Origin of the sequence: Streptomyces sp. NBC_01803 (genome assembly GCF_035917415.1) — a bacterium.
Lineage (GTDB): Bacteria > Actinomycetota > Actinomycetes > Streptomycetales > Streptomycetaceae > Streptomyces.
On the sequence record NZ_CP109073.1, the window covers coordinates 5,223,032 to 5,248,925 of the forward strand.

General features: G+C 73.1%; 23 protein-coding genes and 1 pseudogene. 13 read left to right on the forward strand and 11 right to left on the reverse strand.

Features of this window, described 5'->3' with window-relative positions; translation table 11 throughout:
* The first annotated feature begins 64 nt into the window (after nt 1–64).
* From urtA to urtE, 5 genes are read left to right on the forward strand one after another with little or no spacing between them, the layout of a single operon-like run.
* Complete coding sequence (urtA, locus tag OIE51_RS23815; protein WP_326599835.1) at nt 65–1,336, forward strand: urea ABC transporter substrate-binding protein; 1,272 nt, start codon at nt 65–67, stop codon at nt 1,334–1,336.
* Nucleotides 1,333–2,229 carry an urea ABC transporter permease subunit UrtB gene (gene urtB / locus OIE51_RS23820; protein WP_326599836.1) on the forward strand — a complete coding sequence of 299 codons (897 nt, stop codon included), beginning with the start codon at nt 1,333–1,335 and terminating at the stop codon, nt 2,227–2,229. The genes urtA and urtB overlap by 4 nt, the downstream gene beginning before the upstream one ends.
* Nucleotides 2,226–3,326, forward strand: a complete 1,101-nt coding sequence (gene urtC, locus OIE51_RS23825) for an urea ABC transporter permease subunit UrtC (RefSeq protein ID WP_326599837.1) — start codon at nt 2,226–2,228, stop codon at nt 3,324–3,326. The genes urtB and urtC overlap by 4 nt, the downstream gene beginning before the upstream one ends.
* Nucleotides 3,323–4,123 carry an urea ABC transporter ATP-binding protein UrtD gene (gene urtD / locus OIE51_RS23830; RefSeq protein ID WP_326599838.1) on the forward strand — a complete coding sequence of 267 codons (801 nt, stop codon included), beginning with the start codon at nt 3,323–3,325 and terminating at the stop codon, nt 4,121–4,123. Before urtC ends, urtD begins: the two co-directional genes overlap by 4 nt.
* The gene (gene urtE / locus OIE51_RS23835) at nt 4,123–4,815 is read left to right on the forward strand and encodes an urea ABC transporter ATP-binding subunit UrtE (RefSeq protein ID WP_326599839.1); all 693 of its coding nucleotides are present in this window, start codon (nt 4,123–4,125) and stop codon (nt 4,813–4,815) included. The genes urtD and urtE overlap by 1 nt, the downstream gene beginning before the upstream one ends.
* Nucleotides 4,816–5,044: 229 nt before the next feature.
* Here urtE and OIE51_RS23840 read toward each other — a convergent pair whose 3' ends face one another.
* Nucleotides 5,045–6,787, reverse strand: coding sequence for a VanW family protein (locus tag OIE51_RS23840; protein WP_326599840.1), 1,743 nt, complete (start codon nt 6,785–6,787; stop codon nt 5,045–5,047).
* Nucleotides 6,788–6,936: 149 nt separating this feature from the next.
* Here OIE51_RS23840 and OIE51_RS23845 point away from each other — a divergent pair, with 149 nt between their 5' ends.
* Nucleotides 6,937–8,661, forward strand: a complete 1,725-nt coding sequence (locus OIE51_RS23845; RefSeq protein ID WP_326599841.1) for a SpoIIE family protein phosphatase — start codon at nt 6,937–6,939, stop codon at nt 8,659–8,661.
* Here OIE51_RS23845 and OIE51_RS23850 read toward each other — a convergent pair.
* Nucleotides 8,619–9,089 (reverse strand): ATP-binding protein, encoded by a 471-nt coding sequence (locus tag OIE51_RS23850; protein ID WP_326599842.1) that lies wholly within the window; start codon nt 9,087–9,089, stop codon nt 8,619–8,621. The genes OIE51_RS23845 and OIE51_RS23850 overlap by 43 nt on opposite strands.
* A 191-nt stretch (nt 9,090–9,280) precedes the next feature.
* On the opposite strand from OIE51_RS23850, the gene OIE51_RS23855 reads away from it, so the two are divergent.
* Both OIE51_RS23855 and OIE51_RS23860 read left to right on the forward strand, forming a co-directional pair.
* The gene (locus OIE51_RS23855; protein ID WP_326599843.1) at nt 9,281–10,150 is read left to right on the forward strand and encodes a helix-turn-helix domain-containing protein; all 870 of its coding nucleotides are present in this window, start codon (nt 9,281–9,283) and stop codon (nt 10,148–10,150) included.
* Nucleotides 10,143–10,382 (forward strand): DUF397 domain-containing protein, encoded by a 240-nt coding sequence (locus OIE51_RS23860; protein WP_326599845.1) that lies wholly within the window; start codon nt 10,143–10,145, stop codon nt 10,380–10,382. Before OIE51_RS23855 ends, OIE51_RS23860 begins: the two co-directional genes overlap by 8 nt.
* 70 nt (nt 10,383–10,452) lie before the next feature.
* Here OIE51_RS23860 and OIE51_RS23865 read toward each other — a convergent pair whose 3' ends face one another.
* From OIE51_RS23865 to pip, 5 genes and pseudogenes are all read right to left on the reverse strand, one after another.
* A complete protein-coding gene (locus OIE51_RS23865) occupies nt 10,453–11,667 on the reverse strand; it encodes a glycosyltransferase family 4 protein (protein ID WP_326599846.1) in 1,215 nt (404 codons plus the stop codon).
* Nucleotides 11,668–11,677: 10 nt separating this feature from the next.
* Nucleotides 11,678–12,139 carry a hypothetical protein gene (locus OIE51_RS23870; RefSeq protein ID WP_326599847.1) on the reverse strand — a complete coding sequence of 154 codons (462 nt, stop codon included), beginning with the start codon at nt 12,137–12,139 and terminating at the stop codon, nt 11,678–11,680.
* Nucleotides 12,106–13,017: a sulfotransferase family protein gene (locus tag OIE51_RS23875; protein WP_326599848.1), complete on the reverse strand. Its 912-nt coding sequence runs from the start codon at nt 13,015–13,017 to the stop codon at nt 12,106–12,108. The genes OIE51_RS23870 and OIE51_RS23875 overlap by 34 nt, the downstream gene beginning before the upstream one ends.
* Before the next feature lie 538 nt (nt 13,018–13,555).
* Nucleotides 13,556–14,326, reverse strand: a pseudogene (locus OIE51_RS23880) (sporulation protein); the annotation flags it as partial.
* Nucleotides 14,327–14,397: 71 nt separating this feature from the next.
* Nucleotides 14,398–15,366, reverse strand: coding sequence for a prolyl aminopeptidase (pip, locus tag OIE51_RS23885; RefSeq protein ID WP_326599849.1), 969 nt, complete (start codon nt 15,364–15,366; stop codon nt 14,398–14,400).
* A 76-nt stretch (nt 15,367–15,442) separates the two neighbouring features.
* On the opposite strand from pip, the gene OIE51_RS23890 reads away from it, so the two are divergent.
* The 5 genes from OIE51_RS23890 (at nt 15,443) to OIE51_RS23910 (ending at nt 18,123) form a co-directional block, all read left to right on the forward strand.
* Nucleotides 15,443–15,964, forward strand: a complete 522-nt coding sequence (locus OIE51_RS23890; protein WP_326599850.1) for a MarR family winged helix-turn-helix transcriptional regulator — start codon at nt 15,443–15,445, stop codon at nt 15,962–15,964.
* Nucleotides 15,961–16,368: a hypothetical protein gene (locus tag OIE51_RS23895; RefSeq protein ID WP_326599851.1), complete on the forward strand. Its 408-nt coding sequence runs from the start codon at nt 15,961–15,963 to the stop codon at nt 16,366–16,368. Before OIE51_RS23890 ends, OIE51_RS23895 begins: the two co-directional genes overlap by 4 nt.
* Before the next feature lie 57 nt (nt 16,369–16,425).
* Nucleotides 16,426–17,100 (forward strand): DUF3105 domain-containing protein, encoded by a 675-nt coding sequence (locus OIE51_RS23900; RefSeq protein WP_326599852.1) that lies wholly within the window; start codon nt 16,426–16,428, stop codon nt 17,098–17,100.
* Entirely contained in the window at nt 17,097–17,735 is a 639-nt protein-coding gene (locus tag OIE51_RS23905; protein ID WP_326599853.1) for a DUF305 domain-containing protein, read from the forward strand. Before OIE51_RS23900 ends, OIE51_RS23905 begins: the two co-directional genes overlap by 4 nt.
* Nucleotides 17,736–17,835: 100 nt before the next feature.
* Nucleotides 17,836–18,123 (forward strand): GNAT family N-acetyltransferase, encoded by a 288-nt coding sequence (locus tag OIE51_RS23910; protein ID WP_326599854.1) that lies wholly within the window; start codon nt 17,836–17,838, stop codon nt 18,121–18,123.
* A gap of 16 nt (nt 18,124–18,139) precedes the next feature.
* Here the strand turns inward: OIE51_RS23910 and OIE51_RS23915 are convergent, their stop codons facing one another.
* From OIE51_RS23915 to OIE51_RS23930, 4 genes are all read right to left on the reverse strand, one after another.
* On the reverse strand, nt 18,140–21,760 hold the full coding sequence (locus OIE51_RS23915; protein ID WP_326599855.1) for a glycoside hydrolase family 32 protein: 3,621 nt from the start codon (nt 21,758–21,760) through the stop codon (nt 18,140–18,142).
* 79 nt (nt 21,761–21,839) lie between these two features.
* Nucleotides 21,840–23,831: a GH32 C-terminal domain-containing protein gene (locus OIE51_RS23920; RefSeq protein WP_326599856.1), complete on the reverse strand. Its 1,992-nt coding sequence runs from the start codon at nt 23,829–23,831 to the stop codon at nt 21,840–21,842.
* Complete coding sequence (locus tag OIE51_RS23925; RefSeq protein ID WP_326599857.1) at nt 23,828–24,883, reverse strand: ABC transporter ATP-binding protein; 1,056 nt, start codon at nt 24,881–24,883, stop codon at nt 23,828–23,830. The genes OIE51_RS23920 and OIE51_RS23925 overlap by 4 nt, the downstream gene beginning before the upstream one ends.
* The gene (locus OIE51_RS23930) at nt 24,880–25,893 is read right to left on the reverse strand and encodes an ABC transporter ATP-binding protein (protein WP_326599858.1); all 1,014 of its coding nucleotides are present in this window, start codon (nt 25,891–25,893) and stop codon (nt 24,880–24,882) included. Before OIE51_RS23930 ends, OIE51_RS23925 begins: the two co-directional genes overlap by 4 nt.
* Nucleotide 25,894 lies beyond the last annotated feature (1 nt).

The following is a 25,894-nucleotide window of genomic DNA, read 5'->3' on the forward strand; positions in this document are numbered from 1 at the left end:
GCGTGGCCCGGCGTACCCCCCCTCACATCTCCCCGTGTCCGAGACGGGGATCAGGAGGATGGTCATGCTCAGAGCCCGGGGATCCCGCTTCACCGCGATCGCGCTCGCGTTCGCCACCGCTGTCGCGCTGTCGGCCTGCGGAGCCAAGACCGACGAGGAGTCGGCGGGCAACGTCGCCGAGATCGACACCTCCGGCGACACCATCAAGGTCGGTCTGCTCAACTCGCTGTCCGGCACCATGGCCATCAGCGAAGTCACCGTGCGCGACTCGCTGTTGCTGGCCATCGACGAGATCAACGCCGCGGGCGGCGTCCTCGGCAAGCAGATCGAGCCGATCAGCGAGGACGGCGCCTCCGACTGGCCCACCTTCGCGGAGAAGTCGGAGAAGCTGATCCAGCAGGACCAGGTGGCCGCCGTCTTCGGCTGCTGGACGTCCGCCAGCCGCAAGGCCGTGCTGCCCGTCTTCGAGCAGAACGGGTCGCTGCTGTTCTACCCCGTGCAGTACGAGGGCCTGGAGCAGTCGCCCAACATCTTCTACACCGGCGCCACCACCAACCAGCAGATCATCCCGGCCCTCGACTACCTCCGTGAGGAGGAGGACGTCGAATCGCTCTACCTGGTCGGCAGCGACTACGTCTTCCCGCGCACCGCCAACCGCATCATCAAGGCGTACGCCGACGAGTACGGCATCGAGATCGTCGGTGAGGACTACGCCCCGCTGGGCTCCACCGAGTTCTCCACCATCGCCAACAAGGTCGAGGCGTCCGGCGCCGACGCGGTGTTCAACACGCTCAACGGCGACAGCAACGTCTCCTTCTTCCGCGAGTACGAGGCGTCCGGCCTGACCGCCGAGTCGATGCCCGTGCTGTCCGTGTCCATCGCCGAGGAAGAGGTCCGCAGCATCGGCGCGGACACCCTGGAGGGCCAGCTCACCTCCTGGAACTACTACCAGACCACCGAGGGCGAGGCCAACGAGCGCTTCGTCGAGGCGTACCAGGCGCGCTACGGCGACGACAAGCCGACCTCCGACCCGATGGAGGCCGCCTACGTGTCGGTCTACCTGTGGGCCGCGATGGTCGAGGAGGCCGGCTCGTTCGAGGTCGAGGACGTCCGCGCCGCCTCCGACGGCATCACCTTCGACGCCCCCGAGGGCGAGGTCACCGTGGACGGTGAGACCCAGCACATCTTCAAGACCAACCGCATCGGCCGTATCGGCGGCGACGGCCTGATCACCGAGGTGTGGAGCTCCGAGGGTCCGATCCGGCCGGACCCGTTCCTGCGCGAGTACGACTGGGCCGAGGGCCTGGCCGAGGCGGCGGCAGCGGAATCCGAATGACCGTCATCCTCAGCCAGACGTTCACGGGGATCAGCATCGGCGCCGTGCTGCTGCTGATCGCCCTGGGCCTGTCCCTCACCTTCGGGCAGATGGGCGTGATCAACATGGCCCACGGCGAGTTCATCATGGCGGGCGCCTACACCGTCTACATGCTCCAGGGCCCGATCGACTCCGCCGGTCTCTCCCTGCTCGTCGCCCTGCCGATGGCGTTCCTGGTGGCCGGCGCGATGGGGGTGCTGCTCGAATGGCTCCTCATCCGCCGGCTGTACGCCCGGCCTCTGGACACCCTCCTGGTCACCTGGGGCGTCTCCCTGATGCTCCAGCAGCTCGCGCGCGACCTGTTCGGCGCGCCCAACGTCCACACCGAGGCGCCGGACTGGCTCACCGGGCGCATCACCCTGATCGGCGGCGACGACCCGCTGACGCTGGCGCACGCCAGGCTGTTCATCCTCGGCCTGGCCCTCGCCGCCGTCGTCGCGCTCACCCTCACCCTCCGGCTCACCCCGCTGGGCCGCCGGATCCGGGCCGTGGTCCAGCACCGCGACCTGGCCGAGGCGTCCGGTATCCCCACCGCCCGGGTGGACCGCCTCACCTTCCTCATCGGCTCGGGCCTCGCGGGCCTGGCCGGTGTCGCGCTCACCCTGGTCGGCCCGATCGGCCCGACCATGGGCACCAACGTCATCATCGACGCCTTCCTCGTGGTCGTCGTCGGCGGCATCGGGCAGCTGCGGGGCGCGGTCATCGCCGCCTTCGCGCTCGGCGTCCTTCAGTCGGTGCTGGAGTACTCCACCACCGTGAGCGTCGCCCGGGTGGCCGTGCTCATCGCCATCGTCGCCTTCCTCCAGTGGCGTCCCCAAGGCATCTACACCCTGCGCACCAGGAGCCTGGCATGACGGCACTCCTCCTCAAACGCTGGCCCGCGCCGGCCGGTTACGCGCTGGCCGCGACGCTGCTGTTCGCCGTGGCGCCCGCCGCCCTGAGCGACTTCCGCCTCGAACAGCTCGCCCGCTACCTGTGCGTCGCCATCGTCGCCGTCGGCATCTCGCTGGCCTGGGGACGCGGCGGCATGCTGGTGCTGGGCCAGGGCCTGTTCTTCGGGCTCGGCGGCTACGCCATGGCCATGCACATGAAGCTCACCGACGCCGGCGCGGGCAACCTGCCCGACTTCATGCTGCTCTACGGCTCGACGGACGAACTCCCGTGGTGGTGGGAGCCGTTCCGCTCGCCCGTGATCGCGCTGGCCGCCGTGGTGCTGCTGCCCATGGCGGTGGCCGCGGCCATCGGCTACTTCGTGTTCCGGCGGCGGGTGCGCGGCGCGTACTTCGCGATCCTCAGCCAGGCGCTCGCCGCGGCCTTCGCGATCCTGCTGATCGGCCAGCAGGCCACCACCGGCGGCACCAACGGCCTGACCAACTTCCAGGGATTCTTCGGCTTCTCGCTCTCCGACCCGATCAACCGCCGCATGGTCTACTTCATCATCGCCGGCACCCTGCTGGCCCTGATGCTGCTGACCCGGCAGCTCTTCCTCAGCCGCTACGGCGAACTGCTGGTCGCCGTCCGGGACTCCGAGGAGCGGGTCCGCTTCCTCGGCTACGACCCGGCGCTGGTCAAGCTCGGCGCCTACACCGTCTCGGCCGGGATGGCGGGGCTGGCGGGGGCGCTGTTCGTGCCGGCCGTCGGCATCATCTCGCCGGCGCTGGTCGGGATCGTGCCGTCCATCCAGTTCGTCATCGGCGCGGCCATCGGCGGCCGGGCCAGCGTGGCCGGTGCCGTCCTCGGCGCGATCGCGGTGGCCTGGGCGCAGACCGTACTGTCCGAGGAATACCCCGCCGGCTGGACGTACTTCCAGGGCGGCCTGTTCGTGGTGGTGGTCGCCTTCCTGCCCGGCGGCCTGGCCTCCGTGTGGCAACTCGCCACGCGGCGGCGCCGGCCGCGCGCCGACGACGCCCGGGGCACCGGGGGAGCCGAAGTGGCGGTGGCCACGGCATGACACCGATCCTCCACAAGACCGAACAGCCCCTGGCGGGCCTGGAGATCAACGACGTACGGGTGACGTTCGACGGCTTCACCGCCGTCGACGGGGTCAGCCTCCGGGTCGGCCCCGGCGACCTGCGGTTCCTCATCGGACCCAACGGCGCCGGCAAGACCACCCTGGTCGACGCCGTCACCGGGCTCGCCCCGGCCACCGGCTCGGTCCGCTTCGGCGGACGCGAACTGCTGGGCCGGCCGGTGCACCGCATCGCCCGGCTCGGCATCGGCCGCACCTTCCAGACGGCCACCGTCTTCGAGAACCTGAGCGTTCTGCAGAACCTGGACATCGCCGCGGGCGCCGGTCGCCGCCCGCACACCCTGCTGCGGCAGCGCCGCGGCGTCCCGGAAGAAGTCGAACGCGCCCTGGAGACCATCCATCTCACCGCCCAGCGCGACCGCGCGGCGGGCACGCTCGCGCACGGCCAGAAACAGTGGCTGGAGATCGGCATGCTGCTCGTGCAGAACGTCCAACTCATGCTGCTGGACGAGCCGGTGGCCGGCATGAGTCACGAGGAACGGGAGGCCACCGGCCAGTTGCTGCGCCGGGTGGGGGAGGACCGGACCGTCGTCGTCATCGAGCACGACATGGACTTCATGCGCGCCTTCGCCACCAGCGTCACCGTGCTGCACGCCGGCCGGGTGCTCAGCGAGGGCACCGTCGCCGAGGTGCGGGCGGATCCGCGCGTGCAGGAGGTCTACCTGGGCCACGCACCGGACGAGCCGGTCGTCGCCGGCCCGGCGGAAGGGGAGGCGTGATGCTGGAGATCACCGGCGTGGTCGCCGGGTACGACCGCAGCGACGTGCTGCACGGCGTCTCGGTGGCCGTGCCCGACGACGGCGTGGCCACCGTGCTCGGCCACAACGGCGCGGGCAAGTCGACCCTGCTGCGGACCGCGGTGGGGCTGCTGAAGCCCCGCTCCGGCCGGGTCCTTCTCGACGGCGAGGACATCACGCGGCTGCCCGCCCACCGGCGGGTCGGGCGCGGGATGGCCTATGTCCCGCAGGGGCAGCAGAGCTTCCCGCAGCTCACCGCGATGGAGAACCTGCGGCTCGTCGCCGACGGGCGGGGGGACGGCAGGGCCGCGCTCGGCGAGGCGCTCGACCTCTTCCCCGCGCTGCGCGAGATCGCGGGGCGCCGCGCCGGGCTGCTCTCCGGCGGCCAGCGGCAGCAACTCGCCATCGCCCGCGCGCTGATCACCCGTCCCCGGCTGCTGCTGCTGGACGAGCCGACCGAGGGCATCCAGCCGTCGGTGGTCGCGGAGATCCAGCGGACCATCCTGGAGCTGAGCGCCCGCGGTGGCCTGTCGGTGCTGCTGGTGGAACAGCACGTCGGCTTCGCCCTCAAGGCGGCCGAGCGGTACTACGTGCTGGAGGCCGGCCGGGTCACGTCCTCCGGCACGGGCGACGAGGACGCCGAACGCGCGGTCCGCCGGGCACTGAGCGTCTGAGCACCGGCCTGCGCGCTGTGCGCGGGCCTCGGCCCGGGGCGAGGCGCTGAGTCGCCGCGCTCCGGCCCGGTGCTGTGGGGGCGCCTCGCCCCGGGTGGGGGTGTCCGGGCGTCGGGGCGGGGCTTGGTGGTTCCGCCCCTGATCTGTCCGGCGCCCTCGGGCGGGTGCTGGGCGGGGGGTGTCCCGGTCGCCGGGGACCGGTGCCGGTGCCGGTGCATCGGCGTCGTGGCTACTCGCCGTCCGTGCAGACCACCTCGTCGCGCGGGACGTAGTGGGTGCGGAACGTCTCGCGGCCGGCCTCGGTGCCGTTGTCGATCAGGACACGGTCGACCTCCACATCGAAGCCCTCCAGCGGCGGCTGCGGCACGCAGTCCTCGCCCTCGCCCTCACGGCGGTCCGGCTCCTCGATGTTCTCGCGCGGGCCGGTATCGGCGCGGACCTCGTCGTACCGCTTGGTGCCGAAGAAGGAGATGGTGACGGAGGTGTCGGTGGCGTCGGCCGCGATGTAGATGGCGTTGCCCGAGTCGTTGACCCAGCGCAGGTCCAGGCTGCCCCAGGCGACGGTGGCCTCCCGGCCCTCCGGGTACCGCTCGATGTAGAACGAGTGCGCGCCGTACTCCACGGGGTCGACCCCCGCGAAGAACACCGCGTTGAACATGGTGGTGGCCACGGCCGAGACGCCGCCGCCCTGCGCCTGCTGGTACTGGTCGTCGAGGATGATGATGCCCTCGACGAAGCCGTTCTCCTCGGTGCGCTCCCCGACCGTCTCGTTGAAGCTCCACTCCTCGCCGGGGCGCACCACCGAGCCGTTGATCAGCTCGGCGGCCCGGCCGATGTTGGTGGTGCGGTAGGGGGCGGGGTCGAAGTTCACCGTGAAGCTGGACATCTGCTCCACGATCCCGAGGTCCCGGTAGGAGTCGGCGGTCAGCTCCGGCTCGACCTCCTCGGTCTCCAGGGCCGCCGTGCGGGCGGCCTCGCCGCGCCCGGTCAGCAGTGGCAGCACCGTCTCGCCGAGCCCGTCGGTCACCACCCGGATGCCGGGCGCGCCGTCGGCGGCGACGACCACCTCGGCGCCCTCCACACGCAGCGTGGCGTCGGTGGGCTCGGTGCCCGCCGCCTCGAAGGCGTCGGCCAGCCGCTCGTCCCCGGCCAGCCCCTCGCCGTCGAGCTCCGGTTGGAGCCGGCCCTCGTCGTCGGCGGTCATGGCCAGGTGGTCGCCGACGACGTCGGGCGTGAGGGTGATCCGCTCCTCGCCCGCCGTCAGCACCACCGGTCCCGACATGGCGGGCTCGGCGAACTCCGACACGGCCTGTTCGATCTCGTCCTCCCCGGTGACCGGCTCGGCCGCGCGCACCGGCAGCGTCAGCGGCTCGCCGTCGGTGAGGAATCCCTCCCGCAGCAGGTCCAGGGAGCCGTCCACGTTCAGCTCGGCGCCGTCGCGCGGCTCGGTGACGGTGACCTCGCCGTCCTCGAACGCCACCGCGCCCTCGCGGACCGTGGTGGCCGACTCCCCGGCCAGCGCCGTCAGCTCCGAGCGGCCGGCCTCCTCGTCCTGCCGCACCACCGGCTCCAGCTCGCCGCCGCCCATCCCGAAGAGCGTGCCGAAGAGGCCCGGTTCCTCGGCCCGGTCGACGGTGGCCTCGATGTCGATGGTCAGCCCGGCCTCGACGGGGTCCAGCTCGTGGACGTCCTCGCCGTCCTCGCCGATCACCACCTCGATCGGCTCGGTCCTCGTCCAGGCGAGCTCCGTCGTGAGCTTGTCGCGCGCCTCGTCCGGGGACAGGCCGCCGATGTCCACGCCCTGGACGGTGGTGCCATCGGCTATCTCCCCGCCGACCAGTAGCGAGCCGATCAGATACAGCCCGCCGAGGCTCAGCGCGACTCCGCCCGCGATCACCGCCGGGCGGCGGGTGACGACGGGGTGGGGCGGTATGTGCGGCGGCTCGGCCGGAGGCGGCGGGTAGGCGGCCACGGGGCTCCCTTGGGAAGGCGCGGGATGCGCGAGAACGACTGGAAGACTAACCAACCCCGAGCGCCACGCGGAAACGCGACGTGGGAACGACATAGTCGTACGATCAGTAAGAAGAGCGACATATCTCACTAAGAGGCTGTGGGTGCGGTATGAGCGAACGGAAGCGGGCGTCGGCCGCCGTACCGCTGCCAGAGGACTGGCCGGCCCCGGCGGGCACCTGTCTGGCCGAGAACGGGATGGGCTTCTACGACTGGGACCTCGACAGCGGCCTGCTGCACCTGGACGACATCGCCCTCGCCATCTTCGGCCTGCCCCCGGACGAGTACGACTCCCGGCCCGAACGCCTCTCGGCCCACATCCCCGACGCCGAGGCCGCCCGGCTCGACGCGGTGATGAACCGGGCGTTCGGCGACGGCAGCGAGCGCTGCGGCACCTACTTCCGCGTCCGCCGCCGCGACGGTGAGACCCGCTGGGCCCACACCCAGTGCCGCATCCACCGCGACGAGCACGGCCGCCCCCGCCGCGTCCTGGGCCTCGTCAGGGACGCGGAGGACGAGCTGGCCGAGGCCGTGGACCGCGACGTGCTGGACGAGGAGCGCCGCCACCGGGCGAGGCTGGTCGAGTCGGCGTCGAACGCCCTGGCCGAGGCCAGGACCGTGCCGGACGTGGCCGAGGCCCTGTCCCGGCTGAGCGGACTGCGCCGGCTCGGCGTCATCGAGGTGATGGTGGGACTGGTCGAGACCGGACGGATCCACCTGGTCTCGGGACCGGCGAACGAGCACCGCGTCGCCGAGCTGGAGTACACGCGGATCGACGAGCCCTACCCGATGAGCGAGGCGGTGCGGACCGGGCGCCCGTGCTTCGTCACCTCGCGGGAGGAGTTCGCCGCCCGCTTCCCCGCCCTGTGGCGGCATATCGCGCACCGGAACGTGGCCGCCGCCGCGTATCTGCCGCTCGTCGCCCAGGGCGCGCCGCTGGGCGGGCTCGGCCTGCTGTACCGGAGCAAGGCCGACTTCCCCCGGGACGAGCGGGAGCTGCTGGCCGCGCTCGCCACCGGCGTCTCCCAGAGCCTCCAGCGCGCCACCCTGCTGGAGCAGGAGCACGATCTGGCCGAGAACCTCCAACAGGCCATGCTCCCGCGCAAGGTGCCGGACGTGCCGGGCACCGCGATCGCCGTCCGGTATCGCTCGGCGCGGCTGGGCCGGGACATCGGCGGTGACTGGTACGACGTCATCCCACTGCCCGGCGGCCGGGTGGCGGCGGTCATCGGGGACGTCCAGGGCCACGACACGCACGCCACCACGGTCATGGGCCAGCTCCGGATCGTGCTGCGCGCCTACGCGGCCGACGGGCACCCGGCCGACGAGGTCATGGGGCGGGCCTCGGCGTTCCTCGGCGATCTGGAGACCGAGCGGTTCGCCACCTGTCTGTACGCCGAGCACGACCCGGCGACCGGCATGCTGCGGCTGGTGCGGGCCGGGCACCTGCCCCCGCTGGTGCGCGGGGCGCTGGGCGCCTGCCGTCTGCTGGACGTGGACGGCACGCTGCCTCTCGGACTCGCGGGGGTGGGGCTGGAGCGCTATCCCGTCCGCGAACTCACGCTCGGGCCGGGGGAGACCCTGCTGATGTGCACCGACGGTCTGATCGAGCGGCCCGGCTGGGATCCCGACGAGGGCATGCGGCTACTGGCCGACACGCTGTGCCGGGGGCCGGAGGATCTGGAGAGCCTGGCGGACTTCATGTCGGAGGTGCGGGGGCCCGGGCCGGACGAGGACGATATGGCGCTGGTCCTGCTCCGCCGGGTCGGCACCGGGCCGCCGGCGGACGGAGCTCAGGGCCGCAGCTCGGCCCACACCGTGCAGCCCGCGTTCTGATCGGGGCAGAGCACGCCCCAGCGGGCGGCCAGCGCGTTCAGCAGCATCAGGCCGCGGCCGTGCTCGGCGTCGGTGCTCGCCCGGCGCGGCGCCGTCCGGCGGTCGAGCCCGCGGCCCTCGTCGGCCACCTCGATGCGCAGCCGGTCCAGGCGCGGGCTGGCCTCCAGCCGACAGGTGACCACGTGACTGTCCGTGTGCAGGATCGCGTTCGTGACCAGCTCCGAGATCACCAGGCGCGCGGTGTCCCGGACATCCTCGGGCAGTCCCCAGTGGCAGAGACGCTGATCGACATGGCCGCGCGCGGTCCCCACCGATTCGGCGAGCGCCGGGAGGGCGAAGCGCTCACCTCGTCTGAGCGCGCGCGGAGCGGCCGGAGCCTGAGCGGGGAGGGTGAGCGGCGTCGTGCCGTGAAGCGGGAACACGGGCATGGTCGCCTTCCGGGGTGCCGAAACCGTGGGTGGACCGGGTCGCCCGTCAACTATGCGCACGCATGTGCGCATTGCGCAAGCGGAGTTCTGCAATTTGCATAAAGCCAAATGACCTTTGTCGATGCCGCTACCCCGTGTGGCAGACTGCTGCCAGGAGTTGGCGACACCAACTCGGTCGTGAGGGAGGCGGCGTGGCAGAGGCACGGTCGGGGCCGACCGTGGGACAGATCGTCCTCGGGCTGCGCCTGCGCGATTTGCGCGAACGGGCCGGTTGTTCCTTCACCGACGCGGCGCGGGCGCTGAGCGTGAACACCACGACCGTACGCCGCATGGAGAAGGCGGAGGTCGGCCTCAAGCCGCTCTACGTCAAGGCGTTGCTGGAGTGTTACGGCGTGCCGCGCGCCGAGGCCGACTCGTTCCTGCTGCTGGTCAACGAGGCCAATCGGCCCGGCTGGTGGCACCGCTTCCGCGACGTGCTGCCCGACTGGTTCAGCCTCTACGTGAGCCTGGAGGGCGAGGCCAGTCTCATCCGGGCGTACGAACCCCACTGTGTGCCCGGCCTGTTGCAGACCGAGAAGTACGCGCGGGCCCTGCTGCGGACCGGGTTCCCCAACGCGCCGGAGGACGAGATCGCGCGGCGGGTCGCGCTGCGCATGGAGCGTCAGGAGCTGCTCTCCCGGCCCCGGGCACCGCTGTTGTGGGCCGTGATCGAGGAGCAGGTGCTGCGCCGGAGGGTCGGCTCGCCGGCCGTCATGCGGGCGCAGATCGACCGGCTGATCGAGGCGACGGCGTTGCCCAACGTGACGTTGCAGATCATGCCGTTCAGCGCGGGTCCGCATCCCGGCATGTTCGGGCCGTTCCAGCTCTTCCGGTTCGAGATCCCGGAGCTGCCCGACATCATCTACGCCGAGAGCCTGACCGGCGCGGTCTACCTCGACGAGCGGCCCGACACCGTGGCCTATCTGGAGGTGCTGGACCGTATAGGCGCGCAGGCCGCACCGGTTCACGACACCGAGGCGGTCCTCGGTGCGATTCGCAAGGAGCTGTCCACCGATGAGTGACGAGATATACAACGGGATGCCCGCCCGGAACCTCGGCAGCGAGGGCTGGCTCAAGCCGTGGAGCGGTACCAACGGCGGCAACTGTGTGGAGGCGCTGAAGCTGGCCGACGGCCGGGTGGCGCTGCGGCAGTCCACCGATCCCGACGGTCCCGCGCTGATCTACACGCAGTCCGAGATCGAGTCGTTCGTCCGGGGCGCCAAGCGCGGCGAGGCGGACTTCCTGCTCGCCTGACGCACACCGGCGGAAGACCCCCGGATCCGCGCGGATCCGGGGAGGACCGAGGACAGCGTGTCCCAGGGTCCTAGCGGCTGCCCCCGGCGGTGTCCCGGTGGCCGTCGCCCCGGGCCAGGTCGGTGAACAGCGCCGTCCACCGCTCCCCGATGGCCTCGGGCGCGTACGCCTGCACGGTGGCCAGCGCCGCGTCGCCCATCTCGGCCCGCAGCGTCTCGTTCCCCATCAGCCGCCGCATCGCCGCCGCCAGCCCGTCCAGGTCGCCCGGTGGCACGAGCAGCCCCTCCTTGCCGTCCCTGATCACGTCCGCCGGTCCGGTCGGGCAGTCGAAGCCCACCACGGGAAGCGCGTGCGCCATCGCCTCGATCATCACCATCGGGAGCCCCTCGTACCGCGAACTCAGCACATACATCGACGCCTTGGCCAGCTCCTCGTCCAGCTCGTCGGTGCGGCCCATCAGGAAGACGTGGTTGTAGAGGTGGTGTTCGTCGATGATCCGGCGCAACTGCCGTCGTTTGTCGCCGGTCCCGAAGATGCGCAACTGCCAGTCGGGGAACTCCTCGACGGCCCGCCCGAACGCGGGGATCAGCAGGTCGAAGCCCTTCTGCGGGCGCAGCCGCCCCGCCGCGATGGCGATCTTGTTGACGCAGGTGGACGGCTTCTGCTCCAGGGAGTGCACGGCGTTGGGGATGCGGACGACGTGGGTGCCGGGGGCCAGCCGCAGATAGTCGTCGCGGTCGCGCGTGGTGAGCACGGCGACGGCCTCCAGATGCGGATACCAGCGGGCGATCGCCGCCCGCAGGTCCGGGCGGTGCGTGCCCAGGTTCATGTGTTCCTGGCCGACCCGGAGCACCCCGCCGGTGGCGAACTCGGCGGCCAGGATGTTCAGCGCGGGCCGGGTGGTGACCAGGACGCCGTCCCGCAGCCCGCGCAGATAGCCGATCACGACCCGTTCGACGGCCCGGTTGACGGCCTTGTGGCCGGGCTCGCTCTTCGGGATGTGCCGGGGCGGGCGGGCGGCCAGCCGCCGCCGACGCCACGCGCGGAGCCGTCCCGCCGGTCCGCGCGGGCGCGTCCGCCCGGTGGCCGCGCCGTCCCGCAGATCCACGAGGGCGCGCAGCCGCACCCGCGGATCGACCGTGAAGTGCGGCTCGTCGGCGCGCCGCACCACGCTCACCACCTCGACGTCGTGCCCGGCCCGGGCCATGGTGTTGGCCTGCGTGAGCACGGTGCGGATCGTGCCGCCCATGCCGTAGGCGTGCAGCAGCAGGTAGCGGATCTTCATGGCGCCGCCCTCATTCCGGGGTGACCTCGACCGAGAGGTTGTCCTTGACCGTGTAGTACGGCCGGACGCACGCGGTGCGTCCGGCCGCCGTGACGCGCTGGCCGGGGTAGACCATGACGTGCTTCTTGCCCCTGATGTCGTCCAGCAGCCGCGCCACCCGCAGCCGTGGCGCGGTGGCGGTGGGGCCGGGAGCCAGGTGGACGTCCCAGTAGGCGGGGAGCGCGATGTCCGGGAGAAGCAGGTCGTCGGCCGGGAACGAGACGTCGAACGCCGGGCCGTCGAGCGCGGCGGGGTACCGCAGCCGCCGCCCGTCGCCGTCGCGTGGCGCCAGCAGCAGCTCCCATGTCTCACCGGCCGCCGGGTCCCGGCCGTGCAGGCGGCCGATCAGCCGCACCCGGCCGTCGCGCGGCCACACCCGGTCCAGCTCGGCGTGCGCCATCACCGCACCGCCGGCCCGGCCGGATAGCCCCACGCCGCGCAGATCCCGTGCAGCGCGGCCGGCACCTCGCCGGGCACGGGCAGCGCGCGCCCGGGCTGGACGCGGCCGGAGCGAATCTTCTCCTTCCAGTCGCCCAGGCCCTTGGCCACCACGCCCGTGTCCTGCTCGCCGTACTCCAGCATCCCGGGCTCCCACTCGATCTCCAGGAAGGAACAGATGCCCTTGAGCGCGGTCGCCGGGTCGTCGGTCAGCTCCTCGTACCGCACGGTGTGCCCGGTCAGCCCGCCCCGGGCGCGCTCCACGGCGTTCATGAACCGCAGCGCGTCCAGTGCCGCGTCCTCCGGGCCGCGCCGGCCCGGGTCGGCCTCGTGCCAGGACTGGGCGATGGAGGCCGGATGCCGCAGCAGGAAGACGAACCTGGCGTCCGGCCAGCAGGCGGCCAGGCGCTTGTGCGCGAAGGCGTTGCCCGGGGTCTTCTCCACGATGAACGACTTCCCCGACTTCGTCAGCTCCCGGTGCATCAGCCGGTCCCACAGCAGGTGTTCGGCGTCGCCGCGGTCGAGGCCGAGCGCGGCCAGCGACTTTTCCGCGAGGCCGGTGGCGAAATGCACCTCCAGGCGGCGGAAATGCAGCTCGTGCGGGGCGTGCAGACGGGAGTGCGCGTTGAGCGTCATCCGCAGCAGCGTCGAGCCGGAACGGACCGGCGCGATGATGAACACCGGCCGCCGCAGCAGGCGGTCGACCCGGGGATCGCCCGGCGGCCGGACGATGGCGACGGGCTGTGCGCGGCCGAGGGGGACGGGCCGGGGGGCGCGCGGAGCGGCGGTGGCGGCGGTCTTGGCGCGGACCCGCCGGACCTGGAATCCGGTCGCGGCGCCGAGGGCGGCGTTGATCTTCCGTAGGACTGTCATGGCGTACGAGGCTAAACACCGAAAGGGAGCCGAATTCACGCCCGTTCATACGGCGGAAATACCGCCGCGGGGCTTTCCCCGCGCCCCGGGAGGGCCCGGGGGCCGCCCGCGCACCCGAGGGGCTGACCCGGAAGGGGGAGGGCGGAAAACGGCGACGCACGTGGTTTTCACCCGGCGGAGTGATGATGATCCGGCCCGGAGCGGTCACCGGACGAGCGGGGGACCGCACGATGGTCGGGCCGAGGCACGCGGAGTGGCTGTTCGCGAGGGGGCGGGGACGTGCTCCCCGCGCCGGGAGTGGCTCAGCTCCGGGCCACGGCGGCGTGTGAGCGGGGCACGTGGAGCACGGCGGCGTGGCCCGTCTCCGGCGGCACGGCGACCGCGACCGCGGGAAGCCGATGCCCCGGCGGCTGTCCCCGCACGCGGCGGCCCGCACGCCGGTGGGCCGTCGCGTGCGGGGGGCCGCCGTCCCCGGGTCCGGACCCGTCGGGTCCGAACCCCGGACGGCGGCGGCCTGCCGCGCCGGAGACGGTCAGCGGCGGCGTTCGGCGAGGCGGCGGACCCAGCCGTCCACCTCGGCGTTCCAGTCGGTGCCGGCCACGCTCTGGTGGCTGACGGTGTAGCGGTTCAGGGCGTCGCCGCCGCCGGTGAAGAGGCCGCCGCGCTTGTCGGCCTCCAGCACCACTCCCACGCCGGACGGCGAGGCGATGAAGCTGATCTCGATCTCGTTGATCACGTGCCCGTAGCGCGGCGGTGGGGTGATCTCGATCTCCTGGTAGAACGGCAGCGTCTGGCCCGAACCGCCTATCCGGCCGAGCTCCAGGTCGGCGGACTTGAAGCCGAAGCCGAGCTGTCCGAACGCCTCCAGGATCGCCTGCTGCGCGGGCAGCGGGCGGACCAGCAGCGGGTCGAGGTCGCCCTGGTCCATCGCGCCGGCCACCGCCAGCTCGGTCTTGACCCCCAGCACGATGCCCAGCGGCTGACCGTAGATCTCGGTGATCGGCGTCTCCCACGGCACCTGCACCGAGAACGGCAGGGCGAACTGCTGGCCCTCCGTCAGCTTGAAGCCGCCCCCGACCGTCTGGCCGTGGAAGGCGATGTCGCCCTGGGTCTCGTAGTCCCCGCCCTCGGCCTCGACGCGGGCCACGAAGTGGAGCGTCACGTGCGTGATCTCCGCGTCGTTCGACCCTCCGCGTACCAGCACCTGGCCGGTCAGGGCGGATCCGGGCACCACGGCGCCGCCGCTGAGGACCGTGTCCACCGAGGGACCCCCCACGCCGAGCGCTCCGAGCAACTTCTTGAATACCATCCCGGCGTCTCCTTAGCGTCCTTCATATCGATGGATCTCAACTCACCTGTGGCCGAAAGCCGTTCCCCACGCTACCGGCCGACCGCCCGCGTAACGGCGAACCGGTCGGTGGCGGCGACCAGCGCTTCGGCCATCCCCGGATCGCCGGCGCTGTGGCCCGCCTCGTCGACGATCCGCAGCTCGCCGTCCGGCCAGGCGCGGGTGAGCTGCCACGCGGTGCCGAGCAGGTTACCCGGGTCCAGGCCGCCCTGGACGATCACGCCCGGAATCCCGGCCAGCGCACCGGCGTCCCGCAGCACCACGCCCTCCTCCAGGAAGTGCCCCCGGCTCCAGTAGTGGGCGACGATGCGCGTGAACGCCATCCGGAACCGGGCCGACCCGTACCGCGGGTTGGCGCCATCGTCCGTCACGTCGATGGCCTCCTCCCAGTCGCACCAGTCCCGCGCCGCCCGCTCGCGGACGGCCGGATCCGGGTCGCGGAGCAGCCGGTCGTAGGCGGCCGACAGGTCGCCGTCACGCTCGGCCTCGGGGACGCCCGCCCGGAAGCGCGCCCACGCCTGGGGGAAGTACCGGCCCAGGCCCCGGGTGAGCAGGTCGCTCTCCGCGCGCCGTCCGGTGGCGACGCCGGACAGGACCAGCTCGGAGACCCGCTCCGGGTGCAGCTCGGCGTAGCGCAGCCCGAGCACCGAGCCCCAGGAGCCGCCGAAGACCAGCCACCGGGCCACGCCGAGGTGCTCGCGCAGCAGCTCGATGTCGGCGAGGAGGTGGTCGGTGGTGTTGGCGCTCAGGTCGGTGGCCGGGTCGGCGGCGTGCGGGGTGCTGCGCCCGCAGTTGCGCTGGTCGAACAGGACGATCCGGTACGCGGCCGGGACGAAGAAACGGCGGGCGCCGGGCGTGCGGCCGGAGCCGGGGCCGCCGTGCAGGACGACGGCGGGCTTGCCGTCCGGGTTGCCGCAGACCTCCCAGGAGAGGTGGTTCCCGTCGCCCACGTCGAGCATCCCGTGGTCGTACGGCTCGATTTCCGGATGGAGCGCGCTCATCGGCCTTCCTCTCTCGCGGACATTGCGATACAGAAATAACAGCACTGATACAACAGCGCTGTGAGATATTACGGGAATGACCGCCTCACCCGCCCTCTCCGGCCTCGGCACCCGCCTGCGGCACCTCCTCGACGAGCTGGAGGCGGACGTCGCCACGCTCTATCCGGCGGTCGGTCTGGACGACTACCGGCCGCGCTTCACCCCGGTGGTGCGGGCGCTGGTCGCCCTCGGCCCCAGCCCGATCCGGGACTTGGCCCGCGCGATCTCCGTGACGCACTCGGCGGCCAGCCAGACCGTCGGCCAGATGAGCCGGCGTGGTCTGGTCACCCTGGAGGTCGGGGCCGACGCGCGGCAGCGGGTCGTCCACCTCACGCCGCGGGCGCGGGCGCTGGTGCCCGTGCTGGAGGCGGAGTGGGCGGCGGTGGAGGGCGCCCGCGAGGAGCTGGAGGCCGAGCTGCCGTTCGCGCTGAGCGAGCTGCTCACGGCCGTGGAGGCCGCGCTGCGGCGGCGGCCGTTCCGCGACCGCGTCGCCGAATCGGCCCGGCGTCTGCCGGGGCCTTTGCGCGCCCGGCTGGATGAGTACGATGGCCGACGATGATACGAATACATGGTCATAGACCCGGCGGCGCGAGACGTGCCGCCGCCTTCGGCTGTGCGCTCGTCATCGTCTCCCTGCTGTGCGCCCTGGGCCTCGCGGCGCCCGGTGCGGCGGCCGTGGACCACGGCGCCGGGCAGCCCGGCGCCGAGATCGGGCTCCGGACGCAGATCCGCGTCCATCCCCTCATGGATCCGGTCGACTTCGAGCGGCCCGGCAGCACCTGCCACGTCGGCCCGGGAACCCCCGCCGACCCGCTGCCGCCGCCCCCGCTCGCGCTCCACGTTCCCGCCCCCGACCCGGCGCCGCCCGCCGCCCGGTCGCAGGCCGCCCCGGGCATCACCGGCGCCGCGAATGACGGCGCCCACTCCGTCGATCTGCACCGTCTCCGGGTCCAGCGAACCTAGCCAGGAATGTCTCCACCGCGCCATCCCTGTTTCCCCTTCATTCGCTAAGGACCTCCCATGGCCGCCGCCAAGCCCAGCAAGCCGACCAAGCAGCAGAACCTCGCCGCCCGCCGGGCCAAGATCGAAGAGGCCCGCCGCAAGGAACGCGCCCACGACCGTCGCAACCGCCTGATCGCCATCATCGCCAGCGCGGTCGTCGTCGCCGCGCTGGTCGGGGGCGCGACCGTGCTCCTGGCGGGGGCCGACGATGACGACGAGGAGAACGGCCCGCAGGCGAACCCGTCCGCCTCCTCCGACATCCGCGGCGAGCAGACCTGGTCCGGCCTGACCCAGAAGCACGTCGAGACCGACGTCGACTACCCGATGGACCCGCCTGTCGGCGGCGACCACAGCTCGATCTGGATGAACTGCGACGCGGACGTCTACGAGGACGAGATACCGGACGAGAACGCCGTCCACTCCCTGGAGCACGGCGCTGTGTGGGTCACCTACAACGAGGCCGCGGCCGACGCCGACATCCAGGCCCTCGCCGAGCGGGTCTCCGCCACCTCGTACTCCCTGATGAGTCCCAAGCCCGCCCAGGAGTCCCCGATCGTGCTCACCGCCTGGGGCCACCAGCTCGCGCTGGACAGCGCCTCGGACGAGCGGGTCGCGACGTTCTTCGAGACCTACGTCCAGGGCGCCCAGACCCCCGAGCCCGGGGCGGCCTGCGGCGGCGGACGCGCCGAATGACCGGGCGGCGCCTGCTCCTGGCGGGCAGCGCCGCGATCGGGGCGGTCGCGGCCGTCCTGATCGCGCTCACCGTCCTCGCCCCGTCGTCCTCGGCGGACGTGGACCCGCCCGGGGAGGGCTCCGCCGACGTCGGGTTCGCCCGCGACATGGCCGTCCACCATCAGCAGGCCGTCGAGATGTCGTTCCTCGTCCGCGACCGCACCGACGACGAGGCGGTGCGGCTGCTGGCGTACGACATCATCAACACCCAGGCCAATCAGCGCGGCATGATGCTGGGCTGGCTGGAGACCTGGGGCGTCCCCAAGAGCACGTCCGAGCCGATGAGGTGGATGGACGGCGCGGACGGCGGCGAGGGCACGGCCGGCGCGCACGGTCACGGTGCGGGGGCCGCGGCGATGCCCGGCATGGCGACCGACGAGGAGCTGGACGAGCTGCGCGCCGCCGAGGGGCGGGACGCGGAGGTGCTCTATCTCCGGCTGATGACCGAGCACCACCGCGGCGGCGTCCAGATGGCCGAGGCGGCGGTCGAGCGGGCCGGCGGCGACGAGATCACCAACCTCGCGGCGGGCATGGTCCGCGCCCAGGGATCGGAGATCCAGCTCATGGCCGACATGCTGGCGGAACGCGGCGCCTGACCGTCCCGGGGCCGGTCCCCGGCTGTCCCCGGCCGCCCGGGGCCGCCCGGACCGCCCCGTCGGAGTGCGGGGCGGCCCGGGACGGGCCAGGATGGACATCATGAGCGCAACGGTATCGGTCCGGGACAATACGGACGCCGCCCGTTTCGAGGCGTGGATCGGCGAGGAGCTCACGGGCTTCGCCGACTACGCCCGCACCGGAAGCGTCGTGGAGTACTCGCACACGGAGGTGCGGCCCGACCACGAGGGCGAGGGCATCGGCGGTGCCCTCGCGAGGACCGCCCTGGAGGACGCCCGCGAGCGCGACCTGCGGGTGCGGGTGAGCTGCCCGTTCATCTCGGGGTGGCTGAGGCGCCACCCCGAGTACCAGGACCTCCAGGACCGGTGACCCCCGCGCCGCTACGTCATGACGGCTCCGTCGCGTAGGCGTCCTGGTAGGCCGCCCGGCCGCCGAAGACGTTCAGGCCCACGTGGCCGGCCGGGTACGTGCCGTCCGTCGCGTCGATGACCTGCTCGCCGTCGAGGAACACCCGGACGCGCGAGCCCTCGGCCAGCACCCGCACCGCGTACGTGGTGTCGTGCCGGACCAGGGCAGGGACCTCGGCCAGCACCCCCGAGTCGTCGAACGTGCCGTCCGTCTTCCGGATCAGGCGCACCACTCGCAGATTCGGGTCGAGGTTCACGTAGTAGCCGTCCGAGCCGTCCGCCGAGGCCCGCAGGACCAACGAGGCCGCGCCGCCGTCGAGATGGACCGAGGCGCGCAGATCCGTATCGCTCAGCGTCCGTGCCGAGACGGCGGTGGTGTCCCGGTCGAACTCGCCCGCGAGCCCCGAACCGCCCGGTGTCCAGCGGCCATTGGGGGTGACCGTCAGCTCCCCGAGGTCGGTGCGGAACGTGCCGTCCGGCTCCGCGGACAGCGGCGCGTTGGCCCACTGCCCGACGCGGAAGACACTGTCGAGCTGATGCACCGTCAGAGAGATGATCCGGGCCGAACCGCCGTTCGCGGTGAACGACATGCCGGTGTCGCCCGGGTCGGGGAACACCAGGCTGGAGATCGCCGCCCGGCCGTCCCCGCCGAACGCCTCCACGGACCCCGCGTCCACGAAGACCCGTAGTTTCACCCGGCGTTCGCCGCCGACCGTCTCCGTCGCCAGCGGCGCGTAGGTGCGGCCCGCGAAGTGCTCGGTGAAGTCCGTCCGTCCCGAGTCCGACCGGTCCACGAACATCCGCTCCCCGGCCACGTCGTAGCCGACGACCGTGCGGTGCGCGTCACCGGACCGGACCGCGAGGGCGAGTTCGCTCGCCGCGCCCGTGGCGGGCAGCGCCACCTCGGCGGTGATTTCCACGGCCGAGCCGGTCACCCCGGCCAGCGGATCCGGCGAGCCGGGGCCGACCGTCACGTTCTCCCGGGATGTCACCGAGCCGCGCAGCGAGTCCAGCTCGGGCACCGGCCGCTGGATCAGGCGCGGGCCGACGCCCGGCACCTCGGTCAGCGACAGCTCGCGCGGCACGCTCAGGTTGCCGTGCCACGGCTCGGTCGGGGCGCTGAAGCCGTAATCCCAGTTGCTCATCCAGCCCAGCCACACCCGGCGTTCGTCGGGCAGGCCGGAGAACGACATCGCCGCGTAGAAGTCCCGGCCGAAGTCGGCACGCAGCGGCGTCCCCGCCGGGGTCTCGCTGGTGAACCGCTCCCCGTCCCAGGCGCCGACGAAGTACTCGGCGGCCGAGCCGTCCGTGTGCCGGGCCGGGCCGGTGGACAGCATCAGCGCCCACCGCACGCGCGCCGGGTCGCCGTCCACCGGCAGCGGGAAGAAGTCCGGGCACTCCCAGGTCCCGCCCGTGACGTAGGCGCCGTAGCCGAACGAGCTGGCGTACGTCCAGTCCAGCAGATCGGTGGAGGTGAAGAACCTGACGTGGTCACCGCCCGCGACGACCATGACCCACCGGCCGCGCTCGGCGTCCCACACCACCTTCGGATCGCGGAAGTCCCAATTCCCCTCCGGGCCACCGGGGTTCTCGACCACGGGCCCGCCGTCGTGCCACTCCCAGGAGCGGCCCCGGTCGCGGCTGAACGCCACGTGCACGTCCTGGTTGCCGCCCGCGGCGTCCGGGTCGTAGCTCGTGTGGAACGCCACCAGGCCGGAGCCGCCGCCGAACAGCCCCGAGGCGTCGGCCGCGTCCACCACCGCCGAGCCCGACCAGGCGTATCCGGCCGGGGACTCCGGCAGCGCGATCGGCAGCGACCGCCAGTGCGTGAGGTCGGTGCTCACCGCGTGCGCCCAGCGGCCGAGGTCCTGGTGGAACAGGTGGTACTCGCCCTCGTAGTACACCAGCCCGTTGGGGTCGCTCGCGTTCCCCGTCCGCTGCGAGTAGTGGTACGAGGGCCGGTAGGGCTCGGTGTAGTGCTCCTCGGGCGCCGAGGCCAGCACGTTGTCGAAGTACGCCGTGCCGCCCGCGCCGACCGCCAGGCCCAGGGACGTGCCCGCCCCCGCGCCCACGGACCGGTCGAACACCTCGGCGCCGTCCACGAACGCCCGCAGGGCCGAGCCGGTCAGCCGCAGCTCCACCCGGTACGGCACGCCCGCGCGCAGCGCGCGGACCGGCGGCTCGGCGCTCGCCAGCTCGGTGCCGGACGCCCGGTCCAGCAGCCGCACCCGGTACCCGGCGCGGTCCAGCCGCAGCTCGTACCCGCCCGAGCCGCCCGCCCCGGCGCGGAAGACCACACCCGCCGTGCCGGTCGCCGGGATGACGTCGGCCTGGATCACCGCGTCGGCGCCCGCGAGGGGCGCGGTACGCAGCGCGGCGGCGGACGCGGCGGCCTGGCCGCGCGTGCCGAGCAGATCGGGCTCCCAGCTCCCGGCCGTCGCCGACCAGCCCTGGAGGTCCGTCTCCAGATCGTCGGCCGTGATCGCGTCGAACGAGGCGCCGCCGTTGTAGGACTGCACGCCGAGGTGGCCGGCGGTGTGCGCGGTGTCCTCGGCCGAGATCACCGGCGCCCAGCCGTCCGGGCGCAGGAAGTCCGTCTGCCAGTACACGCGCAGCCGGGGGCCGTCCGCCTCGACGCGCAGCCGGTAGACCTCGCCGGGCGTGATCGGGGTGCTGAACGTGCCGAGCGTGTGGTCGTCCTCGATCCGGTACAGACGCAGCCGGTCCAGGTTCGGATCGGCCTGTACGGCGTACCCGGACCGCCCGTCGGCGCCCGCGCGGACCAGCAGCGCGGCGACCGCGTAGGGATCACGCACGGTCAGATCGGCCCGGAGCGCGGTGTCGTGGGCCCGGGTCGCCGCCACCGCCCGGACATGGCCGTCCGCCGGGGCCTGGCCGCGCCAGCCGGTCGCGGTCGCGGACCAGGCGCCCTCGGTGTGCCAGCCGTCGAGGTTGGTGTCGACGGCGCGCAGGCCGGGCGCGCCGAAGACGACCGTGCCGTTGTAGGCGTGCAGCCCGGCCACGCCCGCCTGGTACCGGGTGTCGGTCGCCTCGATGATCTGCGTGCCGTCCACCCAGACCCGCAGGGCGGGTCCGTCGGCGGCGATCCGCAGCTGGTACGTGGTGCCGGGGGAGGCGGGGAACGCCGCGGGCGGCGCGAGATCGCGGCCGGTCGCGAGGTCGAACAGCCGCACCCGGTCGAGGTTCGGGTCGATGCCCGCCGCGTAGCCGCCGACGCCGTCGGACGTCGCCCGGATCACCAGTGAGCCGACCGCGTACGGGCTGTCGGCGGCGACCGTGACCGGGGCCGAGTAGACCGCGTTGGCGCCGATCCGCTGCTCGGAGAGCGCGAGCGCGTTCTCCTCGTGGCCGCTGACGGCCCGCTGCCCGCCGTCGTCGGTGCGGGTCCAGGCGCCGGTGCGGCCGACCGGGTCGGGGATGGGGCTGGGGGCGTCGGCCAGCGGGCTGACCGGGTCGGCGGCGGCCGGGGGAGCGGCGGTCAGGGTGAGCGGCAGGGAGAGGGACAGGGAGAGGAGGAGGGCCACGGCTCGCGCCCGCGCCGTTCTCGCAACGGTGGCGGGCGGCCTTCGGTTGTTCATGACTGCCTCCTGGCAGTGACTGGTGGGGGTGGTCAAGGCCCCGCGCCGCACGGGTACGGGGCCGCGGGGCCCGGAGGCCCTAGGGCCACAGCGGGCGCGCGGCGCCGTCCCAGATGTCGCCCATGCGCCAGGCGTCGAGTCGCTCCACCGCCACCATCCCCTGCGTGGCGCCGAAGCCGACGCCGAGCGCGTCGGGGCGGGTCGGGTAGACGCGCGACGTCAGCGCGCGGCCGGCTGCGAACACCTCCAGCGCGGAGTGGTCGACCAGCACCCTGACCTCGACGGTTCCGCCGGGGCCGAGGGGGATGTCGCCGTGCCGCTCCTGGGTGTCCACGGTCGGGTCGAGGCTGCTGGCCTCGCGCAGGAGCCTGAGCGTGCCGCGCCCGCCGTCCCGGGCGTGGCCGCGCTCGATCTCGATGACGGTACGCTCCGCGCCGTCCGGGGTCGCGCGGACCGTCACCCGCGCGATGGCCCCGGGGCCGAGGCGGAGGGTCAGCTCCAGGTCGAGCTGGTCTCCGCAGACGCGGTCGAACGTGAGGTGTTCGCCATCGGCGAGCCGGAACGCGCCGACGGCGGTGTGGTCCCGGCGCAGCGCGTCCACCTCGGGGACCGGCCGCTGGAACAGCAGGCCGTCCGTGCCGAGGGTGACCAGCCGGGGCAGGGACAGCGCGCCCGACCAGCCGGCCGCCACCGACTCGCCCTCCGCGCGCCCCTCCTGGAGCCAGCCGATCATGATCCGCCGTCCGGCGGCGTCGCGGAAGGACTGCGGGGCGTAGAAGTGCCGCTGCCCGTAGTCGAGTCGGTGCAGACCGGTCGGGGTGAACGTGTCGCCCGCGTACCGGCCGGTGAAGTACAGCGGATGGTGGGTGACGCCCTCGTGCCAGGCCGAGAAGACCAACACGTCCGAGCCCGCCGACCCATCCGTGCCCGCCGGCCCATCCGCGTCCGGCGGTACGTCCGCGCCTGCCCGTATGTTCGTGTCCGTCTGTATGTCCGTGCCCGTCGGTCTGTCCGTGTCCGCCGGTACGTCTGCGCCCGGCGGTACGTCCGCGCCTGCCCGCACTTCCGCGCCCGCCGGTACGTCTGCGCCCGGCAGTACGTCCGTGCCCGCCGACCCATCCGTGCCAGCCGGCCCATCCGTGCCAGCCGGCCCATCCGTGCCAGTCGGCCCATCCGCGCCTGCCCGCACTTCCGCGCCCGCCGGTACGTCTGCGCCCGCCGGTACGTCTGCGCCTGCCCGTACGTCTGCGCCTGCCCGCACGTCCGCGCCCGCCGGTACGTCTGCGCCCGGCAGTACGTCCGCGCCTGCCCGCACGTCCGCGCCCGCCGGTACGTCTGCGCCCGGCGGGACGTCCGCGCCCGGCTTCTCGCCGAGCCGGAACAGGTCCACGCACTCCCACATCGTGCCCGCCCAGTCCGGGTCGCCGGGCCGGCCGGCCCGCGCGTAGCCGGTGAGCAGCGGGCCGACGTAACGCCAGCTCCGCAGGTCGTCCGACTCGTACAACAGGGCGGCGCCGCCGGAGCCCTTGAGGCCCGAGCCGATCAACTGCCGCCAGAGGCCGCTGTCCTCGCGCCACACGCAGTGGTCGCGGAAGCCGGTGACGTCCCCGGCGGGCGGGGCGGCGATCACCGGGTTGGCCGGGTCCTTGCGCCAGGTCCGCAGGTCCGGGCTGCCGACCGCCACGCACGGCAGTTCCCGCTCGTCATGGCGGCCCGAGTACACCAGGGTGGGCACGCCGCCGTCGTCCACCAGGACCCCCGACCAGCAGCCGTCGGCGTCCGGACCGGCGTCGCCGGGGACCAGCGCGACCGGCTCGTCCGTCCAGGTCACCAGGTCGCGGCTGGTGGCGTGGCCCCAGTGGATGCGGCTGTGGACGGGCGCGTGCGGGTTGTACTGGTAGAAGAGGTGGTAGGTGCCCGCCCAATGGGCGAGCCCGTTCGGGTCGTTGAGCCAGCCGCCGGGCGCGGTGAAGTGGAAGCGCGGCCGGTGCGGGTCGCGTTCGGCGCGTTCGGCCAGGTCCGGTTCGGTCGACGGGGTCAACGGGGGCGGCAGAGTCGCATCGTGCGTCATCGGTGCGGGGTCTCGATTTCCTTGAGAGCGGTGGCCTCCTTGAGGGCGGTGGCCAGGGCGGGCGAGGCGGGTGCGTAAAGGTGGCAGCGCACCCAGTGCGGCGTGCCGTCGTCGATGCCGACCACGTGCCGCACGGGCTTCCCGCGGCTGCACGGCTGGTCGGGGTCGCCGTCGTACGGGCAGTCCGTCGGGGTCAGCACGGCGGCGCGTATCCGGGCGCGTTCGGCCGGGGCGAAGCCGTCGGTGCGCGTCGGGTCGGGCACGGCCGACAGCAGCAGCCGGGTGTACGGGTGGGCCGGGCGGTCCATCAGCGCCAGGGCGTCCCCGCCCTCCACGGTCTCGCCCGCGAACAGCACGGTGGTGGCGTCCGCGACATACCGGGCCGAGGCCAGGTCGTGCGTGATGTAGAGCATGGAGATGCCACGCCGGTCGCGCAGCCCGCGCATCAGGTTGAGGACGCCGACGCGGACCGACACGTCGAGCATCGACGTCGGCTCGTCCGCCAGGATGACGTCCGGCTGGACCGCCAGCGCGCGGGCGATGGCGACGCGCTGCCGTTGCCCGCCCGACAGTTCGTGCGGATAGGCGTCCAGCAGCTCCGGCGTCAGGCCCACCGTCCTCATCAACTCGACCAGGGCGGCCCGGATCTCGTCCGAGTCGCGGGCCACCCGGCGGTGCACGAGAAGGGCCCGGGTGAGGAAGTGCGCGACGCGGTGCACCGGGTTGAGCGACCCGAACGGGTCCTGGAACACCATCTGCACCTTGCCCCGGTACCGGCGCGACGCGCGCCGCCGCTCGGTGCGCAGCACGTCCTCGCCGTCCACCAGGAGCTGCCCGGAGGTGGGCTGTTCGAGCCGGGCCAGGCAGCGGGCGATGGTGCTCTTGCCGCTGCCCGACTCGCCCACCAGCGCGACGATCCGGCCGCGCGGGATGTCGAGGTCGACCGCGTTCAGCGCCCTCACCCGACGCCGGGAGAACGCCGTTCCCGTCGCGAACTCCTTGGTCAGCGCGCGGACGCTGACGATCGGCTCGCTGGTGATCTCGCCGGTCATCTCGCCGCTCCTTCCTGCTGGTCCACGGGCACCTCGGCCACCCAGTGGCCCGGGGCCGCCTCGCGGAGATCGGGAATGGCGAACGAGCAGTTGGCGCGGTCCGCCGGGCAGCGCGCGTGGAATCCGCAGCCGACCACGACGCCGTCCACCACCCGTTCGGCCTCGCTCAGCTCGCTCAGCCCCCGGCGCGGGCCGGTCAGCGGCGGGAAGGCGTCGATGAGCGAGGCGGTGTACGGATGGCGGGGCCGGGCGAACAACTCCCCGGCGTCCGCCAGCTCCACCAGCCGCCCGCCGTACATCACGCCGATGCGGTCGGAGAGTTCGACCATGAGCGACATGTCGTGGGTGATGAACAGCACCGAGAACCCCAACTCGCGCTGGAGCCCGGCGATCTGCGCCATGATCTCCTGCTGCACGACCACGTCCAGCGCGGTCGTCGGCTCGTCCATGATCAGCAGCGACGGCCGCAGCGCGACCGCCATCGCGATCACGACCCGCTGCCGCATGCCGCCGGAGAGCTGATGCGGATAGGCCGCGAGCCGGGCGCGGGGAAGGGACACCAGCTCCAGCAACTCACCGGCCCGCTCATACGCCTGACGTCGTTTCAGTCCCTCGTGGGTGGTGAAGACGTCGGCGATCTGTTCGCCGACGGTCAGCACCGGGTTCAGGGCGTTCATGGCGCTCTGGAACACCATGGCCACCTCCCGCCACCGGAACGCGCGCAGCTCGCGCGGCGACATCGCCGGCACGTCACGCCCCTTGAAGCGCAGCGCCCCGGCGCTCATCTCGGCCGGCGGCCGGAGCAGCCGCAGCACGGCGTTGGCGATGGTGGACTTGCCGCTGCCGGACTCGCCCGCGAGCCCCAGCACCTCGCCGGGCCCGATGGAGAACGACACCCGGTCGACGGCGACGACGGACCGCTCGCGCCCCGGATACGTCACCCGCAGATCGCGCACCTCCAGCACCGGAGGCGCGGCGGACCCGGCGGCCTCGCCACTCGGACGGACCATG

Coding starts and splice junctions, on each gene's coding strand:
- urtA (WP_326599835.1), top strand. CDS start 65: ATGCTCAGAGCCCGGGGATCCCGCTTCACCGCGATCGCGCTCGCGTTC.
- urtB (WP_326599836.1), top strand. CDS start 1,333: ATGACCGTCATCCTCAGCCAGACGTTCACGGGGATCAGCATCGGCGCC.
- urtC (WP_326599837.1), top strand. CDS start 2,226: ATGACGGCACTCCTCCTCAAACGCTGGCCCGCGCCGGCCGGTTACGCG.
- urtD (WP_326599838.1), top strand. CDS start 3,323: ATGACACCGATCCTCCACAAGACCGAACAGCCCCTGGCGGGCCTGGAG.
- urtE (WP_326599839.1), top strand. CDS start 4,123: ATGCTGGAGATCACCGGCGTGGTCGCCGGGTACGACCGCAGCGACGTG.
- OIE51_RS23845 (WP_326599841.1), top strand. CDS start 6,937: ATGAGCGAACGGAAGCGGGCGTCGGCCGCCGTACCGCTGCCAGAGGAC.
- OIE51_RS23850 (WP_326599842.1), bottom strand. CDS start 9,089: ATGCCCGTGTTCCCGCTTCACGGCACGACGCCGCTCACCCTCCCCGCT.
- OIE51_RS23860 (WP_326599845.1), top strand. CDS start 10,143: ATGAGTGACGAGATATACAACGGGATGCCCGCCCGGAACCTCGGCAGC.
- OIE51_RS23865 (WP_326599846.1), bottom strand. CDS start 11,667: ATGAAGATCCGCTACCTGCTGCTGCACGCCTACGGCATGGGCGGCACG.
- OIE51_RS23875 (WP_326599848.1), bottom strand. CDS start 13,017: ATGACAGTCCTACGGAAGATCAACGCCGCCCTCGGCGCCGCGACCGGA.
- pip (WP_326599849.1), bottom strand. CDS start 15,366: ATGAGCGCGCTCCATCCGGAAATCGAGCCGTACGACCACGGGATGCTC.
- OIE51_RS23890 (WP_326599850.1), top strand. CDS start 15,443: ATGACCGCCTCACCCGCCCTCTCCGGCCTCGGCACCCGCCTGCGGCAC.
- OIE51_RS23895 (WP_326599851.1), top strand. CDS start 15,961: ATGATACGAATACATGGTCATAGACCCGGCGGCGCGAGACGTGCCGCC.
- OIE51_RS23900 (WP_326599852.1), top strand. CDS start 16,426: ATGGCCGCCGCCAAGCCCAGCAAGCCGACCAAGCAGCAGAACCTCGCC.
- OIE51_RS23905 (WP_326599853.1), top strand. CDS start 17,097: ATGACCGGGCGGCGCCTGCTCCTGGCGGGCAGCGCCGCGATCGGGGCG.
- OIE51_RS23910 (WP_326599854.1), top strand. CDS start 17,836: ATGAGCGCAACGGTATCGGTCCGGGACAATACGGACGCCGCCCGTTTC.
- OIE51_RS23915 (WP_326599855.1), bottom strand. CDS start 21,760: ATGAACAACCGAAGGCCGCCCGCCACCGTTGCGAGAACGGCGCGGGCG.
- OIE51_RS23920 (WP_326599856.1), bottom strand. CDS start 23,831: ATGACGCACGATGCGACTCTGCCGCCCCCGTTGACCCCGTCGACCGAA.
- OIE51_RS23925 (WP_326599857.1), bottom strand. CDS start 24,883: ATGACCGGCGAGATCACCAGCGAGCCGATCGTCAGCGTCCGCGCGCTG.
- OIE51_RS23930 (WP_326599858.1), bottom strand. CDS start 25,893: ATGGTCCGTCCGAGTGGCGAGGCCGCCGGGTCCGCCGCGCCTCCGGTG.